General features: G+C 63.5%; 5 protein-coding genes and 1 pseudogene. 4 read left to right on the plus strand and 2 right to left on the minus strand.

The window, feature by feature from the left end; genetic code table 11:
- The first annotated feature begins 44 nt into the window (after positions 1-44).
- Positions 45-789 (plus strand): annotated as a pseudogene (locus AB0N65_RS09280) (maleylpyruvate isomerase family mycothiol-dependent enzyme).
- 45 nt (positions 790-834) lie between these two features.
- On the opposite strand, the gene AB0N65_RS09285 reads toward AB0N65_RS09280, so the two are convergent.
- The gene (locus tag AB0N65_RS09285) at positions 835-2358 is read right to left on the minus strand and encodes an AlkA N-terminal domain-containing protein (RefSeq protein ID WP_364160369.1); all 1524 of its coding nucleotides are present in this window, start codon (positions 2356-2358) and stop codon (positions 835-837) included.
- A gap of 81 nt (positions 2359-2439) precedes the next feature.
- Between AB0N65_RS09285 and AB0N65_RS09290 the strand changes: the two genes are divergently transcribed.
- Positions 2440-3102 carry a DNA-3-methyladenine glycosylase gene (locus AB0N65_RS09290; protein WP_364160370.1) on the plus strand — a complete coding sequence of 221 codons (663 nt, stop codon included), beginning with the start codon at positions 2440-2442 and terminating at the stop codon, positions 3100-3102.
- 21 nt (positions 3103-3123) lie between these two features.
- Here the strand turns inward: AB0N65_RS09290 and AB0N65_RS09295 are convergent, their stop codons facing one another.
- Positions 3124-3756, minus strand: coding sequence for a GNAT family protein (locus AB0N65_RS09295; protein ID WP_364160372.1), 633 nt, complete (start codon positions 3754-3756; stop codon positions 3124-3126).
- A 162-nt stretch (positions 3757-3918) separates the two neighbouring features.
- On the opposite strand from AB0N65_RS09295, the gene AB0N65_RS09300 reads away from it, so the two are divergent.
- Together AB0N65_RS09300 and tyrS are read left to right on the plus strand one after the other, a co-directional pair.
- Positions 3919-6147: an AAA family ATPase gene (locus AB0N65_RS09300; protein WP_364160374.1), complete on the plus strand. Its 2229-nt coding sequence runs from the start codon at positions 3919-3921 to the stop codon at positions 6145-6147.
- 37 nt (positions 6148-6184) lie between these two features.
- Positions 6185-7495, plus strand: coding sequence for a tyrosine--tRNA ligase (gene tyrS / locus AB0N65_RS09305; protein ID WP_364160376.1), 1311 nt, complete (start codon positions 6185-6187; stop codon positions 7493-7495).
- Positions 7496-8126 lie beyond the last annotated feature (631 nt).

Consider the following 8126-nt stretch of genomic DNA (forward strand, 5'->3'; position numbering starts at 1 on the left):
TTAACCGTCCCGTTTTGCGTTTAGCTGTGCGTTAGCATGGCGCTATGACCCGGATCACCCCTGAGACGCTGCCCGCAGAGCTTCACAAAGCCGCCGGCACCGTCACCCGTTTGCTCGCCAAAATGGACGAAGCCTCCGTCGCCGCACCGTCGGAACTTCCCGGCTGGACCCGCGGCCACGTCCTCGCGCACATCACAGGAATTACCAACGCCATGACGCGGCAACTGGATTACGCACGGCGAGGCGAGAAAATCGAGCTGTACGACGGCGGCATGGACGGCCGTACGAAGGCCATCGAACTCGCGGCGGGCCACAGCCTCGGCGAACACACTGCGTCCGTCACCGACGCCGTGGCCAAGGCACTCGCCGCCTTCGACGACGTAGGCCCGGACGGCTGGCAGGCGCGTATCACCTACCGGGACGGAACAGTCTTCGACGGCGGCCTGGCGCTCTGGCGCGAACTCACTATTCACGCGTCGGACCTGGGCCTCGGGTTCGGACCAGAGACGTGGAGCCGCCCTTTCTGTGAACACCTGCTCGGATTCCTGGCAGCCCGGGTGCCTGAAGACAAGAAGCTTGTCCTGCAGCCCACCGGACTTCCGCAGGTGACGATCGGCAGCGGGAGCACGTCCGTTGCCATCGGGCATGCTCACCGACATCGCAGCCTGGCTTGCGGGCCGTGAACCCAGCCTGGGAAGTCTCCGCGCCACCGCGGCAGCCGACGGAGTTGAGTTGCCCGAGCTCCTACCGTGGCCTGCAGGAGTGCCCGCCCAACCTCCAGCCCACTAAGCCAAACCCTCGCTCACCTTTGGCCGGTTTTGGGGGCACCCTCTCTCACCTTTGGCCGGTTTTGAGGGCACCCTCTCTCACCCTTGGTGCCCCGGCAGCGGCCCGCCACAGGTGCATCGTGCCGTAGGACCTCCACGGACTGACTTCCCGGAAGTCAGAACTGAGGCCCGGACCCCTCGGCATGGCTTTGAGCCCGTTCCTCACCGCGGCGTCGTTGCCAAGAAAGACGTCAGACGCCCCGAGTACCCGCATGGCCACGTAACCAACCGTCCATGGCCCCACTCCGGAAAGCGGCAGGAGCTTCCGCTCGAGTCCGGCTAGGTCGTCGCCGTAGCCGAAGTCGAGTTCTCCATTTGCCATGGCTTCGGCCGCGGCCAGCAGGGAATCGATGCGTCGCTGCGGTCCCCTCAGCAGGTTTCTGCCGTGTTCAGCGATGTGAGCCGCTGTTGGAAACAGGCGGTCCAGTCCGAACGATGGGACGCTCGCCGGCGAGCCGGCAACGGACAACTGCGTCAGCGCAGTACGGGCGGCCGACACAGTGATCTGTTGGCCGACCATGGCTCGCACCAACAGTTCTTGGGGATCGACGGCTCCGGGCAAGCGGATTCCGGGGGTTTCCGCAACGCTGCCGCTCAGCCGGGAGTCTGTGGCCAGGGCTTCGTCGATCGCCTGGGGGTCGGCATCCAGATCGAAGAGTCTCCTGACACGGCTCAAGAGCGCGGGAAGGTCGTGGAGATCAACGGACGTGGCCGTGAGTTGCAAGGACTGTCCGCTCATGCGGGGGTCATGGCTCACGGTGAAGGAGCCGTCTCCGTGGGGCAGCTGAATCGTGCGGGAGTATGTCTTTACCCCCAAAGCGTCAGAATCAGCGACTTCGATGCCCGGCACGGCACGAATGGCGAGAAAATCGAAGATGCCGGGATCAAAGGGCTCCCGGTACGGCAGGTTCAGCGTTAGTTCCGATGGAACCGGATCCATGTTTCGCGCTTGAGAACCCCGCCGGGAGCTTGGCTTCGCCGCCGTGGCGCGCACCGCCGTCGGGGTCATGGCGAAGACTTCCCCGATGGTGTCGTTAAACTGCCGGACGCTGTTGAACCCGGAAGCGAAAGCGACGTCCGCGAGCAACATGTCCGTTGAGACCAGCAAGGTCCGGGCTGTTTGGGCTCGGCTGGCACGCGCCAAGGACAGTGGACCGGCGCCGAGTTCGTGGCTGAGGATCCGGTTGAGTTGCCTTGCCGAATAGCCAAGGCGGCGTGCAAGCCCCTCCACGCCTTCGCGGCTGATGACACCGTCGTTGATAAGGCGCATTGCGCGTCCGGCGACGTCGGACCGGAGGTTCCAAGCAGGCGTCCCCGGGACCGCTTCCGGGAGGCAACGTTTACATGCAGGATAGCCTGCCTCGTGCGCCGCGGCGGACGTCTCATAGAACGTGACGTTCTTAGCCTTGGGCGTCCGTGCCGGGCACGATGGCCGGCAATAAATGCCGGTGGTGCGGACAGCTGTGAAGAATTGGCCGTCGAACCTGGGATCCCGGGCGTCGATTGCCCGGTAGCGCTGCCAGAAGTCCATGCCTTCATCGTGCCAGTCGAACCAACCCGCTGCTAGCGGAAATCAGACATGGCCGTCGGTGGATGTTGCTAAGGTCTGGGCATGACCGCCTATCCAAGCAGCCACCCCCAAGCCGTGCGAGAGTTCCTGGCCGGAGACCCGCGCGTCATTGCGCCGCTCTTCCTGGGTGCGGTGCTGACCCACCACTCCGACGTGGGCACTGTGGCAGTCCGCCTCACGGAGGTCGAGGCGTACCTGGGACCCCGCGATTCCGATCACCCCGACCCAGGCTCACACACCTACGGCGGACGCACAGCGCGGAATTCCCCCATGTTCGGACCGCCTGGATTCCTCTACGTCTACTTCACCTACGGAATGCATTACTGCGCCAACATCGTTTGCGGACCCGACGGCTTTGCCTCTGCGTTGTTATTGCGTGCAGGGGAGGTGGTGGCAGGCGAGGAGCTCGCCAAGGTCCGCAGACCGGCGTCCAAAGCGCACAAGGACCTTGCGAGCGGACCTGCCCGGCTCGCCTCCGCCCTGGGGCTTACGACGGCGGACACCGGCCGTGATGCGCTCGCGGAACCTTTCAACTTGTGGTTGCCGGAAACGCCGGCTGCCGCCGTAGCCAGCGGGCCGCGCGTGGGTGTTGCCGGCCCCGGTGGGAGCACCGGTTTTCCTTGGCGTTTTTGGATCGAGGACGACCCCACGGTCTCGCGTTACAAGGCGGCAAGACCGCGTAACCGTAACTCGGCACCTTTGTAGCGCACGCCTCATCAAGTCCGCTTATGCAGCCCGATCGTGCGGTAGGGCATCGGCCGCTAGGGCATCGGCGCCTGGCGACACGTCCGAGGCCAGCCGTTCCATAAGCCCGTCACGGATTCCGGGCCATTCAGCCCGCAGGACCGAGAACACGGCCGTGTCCGAGCGACTTCCGTCCGGGGCAGGGCGATGGCTGCGAAGCGTCCCTTCGTACGTAGCCCCGAGACGTGAAATGGCAGTGGCGCTGCGGGTGTTCCGGGCATCGCAGCGGAACCCGACGCGATGGACCTCCAGCACTCCGAACGCATGCTCAAGCAGCAAAAACTTGCTTGCCCGATTCGTCGGCGTTCCCCACCATGGGCGCCCGATAAAGGTTCCCCCGATGTCGGCCCGTTGCCCGTCGGGGTTGACGTCAACCAATGAGGTGGTGCCCACCATAAGACCGGTCCTCTGCGACTGCAGGGCAAATGCGATCGTGCACGGGTCCGCGATGCGCGAGGCAAACAACCCGGCCAGTTCATCGACGTTCCGGGGCTGGCTTGCGGCCATGCCGGCCCACATGTCGGAGTCGATGAACCCGAAGAGTGGATTTGCATGCCAGGGATAAAGCGGGACCAAAGTGATTCCGTACCCGGCCAAGGACAGGTCGTGCTGCATTGCAGAATCAAAGCACCCCGGAAGGCCTGGGCGAATGGTTTCGGGGTAAGCGGAGCATGAACATTAGGTAGCGGTGCGCGGCATCCGGGCTCCGCCCCGCACGTTTACCAAAATCGCTGTAGAATGGACGGTCTGTCTTTTCCGATAGGGGTTACGGTTCGAATGCACGACGCTGATTTGGTCCACGAGCAGGAATACGTTGCCGGGCTGTATGCCCGGCTCGATGAGCTGCGCGCCGAAAAGCGCGCCCAGCTGGCGCAAGTGCGCAAGGCCGGTGCAGTGGGAACCATGCAGAACGTTTCCGAACGCGACGCGTTCGCGGCCTTGTACGAAGACCGCCTGGCCCAGCTCGACGCCGTCGATGACCGGCTCGTGTTTGGCCGTCTCGATCTGGACTCGGGTGAAGCGCAGTACATAGGCCGCATCGGTCTGTCCACCGCAGACCTTCAGCGGCTCATGGTGGACTGGCGTGCCCCCGAAGCAGGTCACTTCTACCAAGCCACGGCTTTCGACCGCCAAGGCGTGCGTCGCCGTCGTCATTTGATCCTGCAGGGACGGGACGTAAAGGCCATCGAGGACGACGTCCTGGACGCAGGGATGCTGGCCGACAACGAGTCCCTTCAGGGTGAGGGTGCGCTGCTCGCCGCACTGAACTCCAAGCGCACCGGACGCATGTCCGACATCGTAGGAACCATTCAGTCCGAGCAGGACCGGATCATCCGCTCGTCCATCTCCGGCGCGCTCGTCGTCCAGGGCGGTCCGGGTACCGGCAAGACCGCAGTCGCGCTGCACAGGGCGGCTTATCTCCTCTACACCCACCGCGACCGCCTCAAGAGCGCCGGGGTACTTCTGGTGGGACCGTCGTCCTCGTTCATGCACTACATTGAGCGCGTACTGCCTTCGCTCGGTGAGACGGGGGTGGTTATGGCAAGTCTTGGCCGCCTGATGCCGGGTATTCATGCGATCCCCGAGGAGAATCCGGACATAGCAGCTTTGAAGGGCAAGCTGGACATGGCCGCCGTGGTGGCCAACGCTGTCGCCAACCGGCAACGGACCCCCGGCAAGGACCGTGTCCTCGAAGTCGATTCGCGCAAGCTGACCCTGACGGAACGCCAGGTCCGCCGCGCCCGCGACAAGGCGCGCGCCACCGGCAAGCCGCACAACGAGGCACGCCTGACGTTCATCAAGATCCTCCTGCGTGAGCTGACGGAGCAGCTGACGGACCTGGTGGAGGAGGCGAATATCGGCAACAACGCCGATCGCGCCTATCTGGCCGAGGATGTACGGACCGCCCGCGATGTCCGAATCGTGCTGAATCTTTGCTGGATGCCCATGACGCCGGAGAAGCTCATCTCAGAGCTGTTCAGCAAGCCCGCGATCCTGGAAGCCTGCACTCCGCACCTGACCGCGGAGCAGCGCGCGTTGCTCCTGCGCCCCGCTGACGCCCCTTGGACCGAGGCCGACGTCCCCCTTCTCGATGAAGCTGCGGAGCTGCTGGGTGAACTGGATCCTGCCGCCGGCAGGGGACTCGCGCAGCAGGAAGCGGACCGGGCCCGCGACCTCGCGAACGCCAAGCAGACCCTGGCCAACATGGCTGCCATGGGCGTTGACGTGCTCATGACCGCAGAGGAACTGGCCGACCAGAACCAGGAACGCGAAAGCCGACTGACTGCTGCCGAGCGCGCCACGAGCGACCGCTCGTGGGCTTTCGGGCACATCGTTGTTGACGAAGCACAGGAGCTTTCGCCCATGCAGTGGCGTCTTCTGGTGCGGCGCTGCCCCTTGAAGTCGTTCACCATCGTGGGGGACATCGCCCAGACGAGTGCCGCCGCCGGTGCCAATTCCTGGCAAAGTGCTCTGGCGCCGTCGTTCGGTGACCGCTGGCAACTCGAGGAACTGACTGTCAACTACCGCACGCCGTCCCAGATCGCCGAGGCAGCAGTCCGCATGGCCAACCGGGCCGGCCTGGTGGTCTCCGCTCCGAAGGCCGTGCGCGAGGGCAAATGGTCTCCCATCGTGGACCGCGTTGACGCGGACGGCATCGTGTCGCGTCTGGTTGAAGTCCTGCCGGAGGAGGTTGAAGCGATCGACGGCGGCCTGCTGGCGGTGATTGCCGACGGCCCGCTGCTGCCACAAGCGGCAGCGGCCCTGCGGGAGATCTATGGGCGCCGCATCGGAACGGGGGCCGGCAGTTACGAACAGGACATCGTGGTGATCAGCCCCAAGGAAGCCAAGGGCCTGGAATTCGATGGCGTAGTGGTTCTCGAACCAGCAGCCATGCTCAACCACGATCACGGCAAGGTGGGCGACCTCTACGTTGCCATGACGCGACCCACTCAACGCTTGAGGCTCATTACCGCTGCACCGCTGCCCGCCGGCATCGAGCGCTAGGAAAAACAGCGCCTGCAATCCTGCTAACTTAGAAGTCGTGTCACACGTAAACAGCCTCGAGTCCCAACAGAACGATCCAGCCTTTGCCAACATCTGGCAGGAGCTCAAATGGCGCGGCCTGGTTCACGTTTCCACCGAGGAAACTGAACTGGAAAAGCTGCTCGCCGGGGACCCGATTACCTATTACTGTGGCTTCGACCCGACGGCGCCCTCCTTGCACCTGGGCAATCTGGTGCAGTTGTTGGTGATGCGTCGCCTCCAGCTGGCAGGTCACATGCCCCTCGGCCTGGTGGGCGGTTCAACCGGCCTGATCGGCGACCCGCGCCCGACGGCGGAACGCACCTTGAACACCAAGGACACCGTTGCGGAGTGGGTCGGCAAGCTTCAGGGCCAGGTGCGCCGCTTCCTCAGCTTCGAGGGCGACAACGCCGCCCGCATGGTCAACAACCTGGACTGGACAGCACCGCTGACCGCCATCGACTTCCTGCGTGAAATCGGCAAGCACTTCCGGGTGGGCACCATGCTCCGCAAGGATGCCGTGGCGTCGCGACTGAATTCGGACGAAGGCATCAGCTACACCGAATTCAGCTACCAGATCCTGCAGGGCATGGACTACCTCCAGCTCTTCCGCGACTACGGCTGCGTGCTGCAGACGGGCGGTTCGGATCAGTGGGGCAACCTCACCAGCGGCACCGAATTGATCCGGAAGGTTGAAGGCAAGAGCGTCCACGCGATGGGCACGCCTTTGATCACCAATTCTGACGGAACAAAGTTCGGAAAGAGCGAAGGCAATGCCATCTGGCTCGATGCCGAGATGTGCAGTCCCTACACGTTCTACCAGTTCTGGCTGAACACGGCCGACGCTGACGTAGTTGACCGCCTCAAGGTCTTTACGTTCCTCTCACGTGCAGAAATCGAGGAACTCGCCCAGGCCGTGGCGGAACGTCCGTTTGCCCGCGAGGGCCAAAAGAAGCTGGCGTTCGAGGTGACAGCGTTGGTACACGGTGTGGAGGCAACGGAAAAGGTGATTGCCGCGTCGGCTGCACTGTTCGGCAACGGCGACCTTACGGTCCTCGATGAGCGGACCCTCGCCGCGGCGACCGCAGAGCTTCCCTCGGCCCGGATAGGCGCGGAAGGCCTGGGGATTATTGACCTCTTGGTCGCTTCCGGTCTGTCCGACAGCAAGTCCGCCGCTCGCCGGACCGTAGGTGAAGGCGGTGCGTACGTAAACAACACGAAAGTGTCCGACCCCGACGCCGTCATCGCCCGGGATGAGTTGCTGCATGGCCGTTACTTGCTGCTTCGCCGTGGGAAGAAGAACCTCGCCACCATCGAGGTTTCCGCGTAAACAGATTTTGTCCGCCAAGCTCGAAGGGGCCGGTAACCGTACGGTTGCCGGCCCCTTCGGTGTTTGAACCGCATTTCCGGCCTATGGATCGCTCTCTCACGGAAGGCCTGGGTTTCCCGATCGCTCTCTCACGGAAGTCCGGGTTTTCCCGATCGCTCTCTCACGGTCGTCCCGGGGTGTGCCGGAATGGGGTGAGGGGGTTCACATGGATCGTACTGCCGGCCTACCGGGTGATGGGCCTGGTTCATGCGGGCTTTGCCGCGGGTTTACGGGGTTTTTGGGGTGCTGTGGGGGTGGATTTGCGTTGGGGTGGTGGGGGGTGTATTGTTTTCTGAGTCGCCGGGAGCGGAACGGAAAGCCGGAAGGTGTGTATGTTTCGGGTGGGCGGCCAATAATAACTCTTCTTTTCCAATGGCCCTTTTGGGTGTGCTGCTTTGTGTGGTGTGCTGTGGGTGATGTTTTGGGGGGTCTGTTGTTTGAGAACTCAATAGTGTGCCAAGTTTGTTGATACCGATTGTTTTTTGATTGGTTGAAATTTTTTGCCGGGCCGTTGCGCACCCCCGTGTGTGGTGGTCTGGTTTTCAGCTGGTTTCAGATTTGCAGCTGCTTTTGCCGTGATTTCCGGTGGGGG

The sequence above is a fragment of the Paenarthrobacter sp. NPDC089322 genome (genome assembly GCF_040684895.1).
GTDB lineage: Bacteria > Actinomycetota > Actinomycetes > Actinomycetales > Micrococcaceae > Arthrobacter.

Coding starts and splice junctions, on each gene's coding strand:
- AB0N65_RS09295 (WP_364160372.1), bottom strand. CDS start 3,756: ATGCAGCACGACCTGTCCTTGGCCGGGTACGGAATCACTTTGGTCCCG.
- AB0N65_RS09285 (WP_364160369.1), bottom strand. CDS start 2,358: ATGGACTTCTGGCAGCGCTACCGGGCAATCGACGCCCGGGATCCCAGG.
- AB0N65_RS09300 (WP_364160374.1), top strand. CDS start 3,919: ATGCACGACGCTGATTTGGTCCACGAGCAGGAATACGTTGCCGGGCTG.
- AB0N65_RS09290 (WP_364160370.1), top strand. CDS start 2,440: ATGACCGCCTATCCAAGCAGCCACCCCCAAGCCGTGCGAGAGTTCCTG.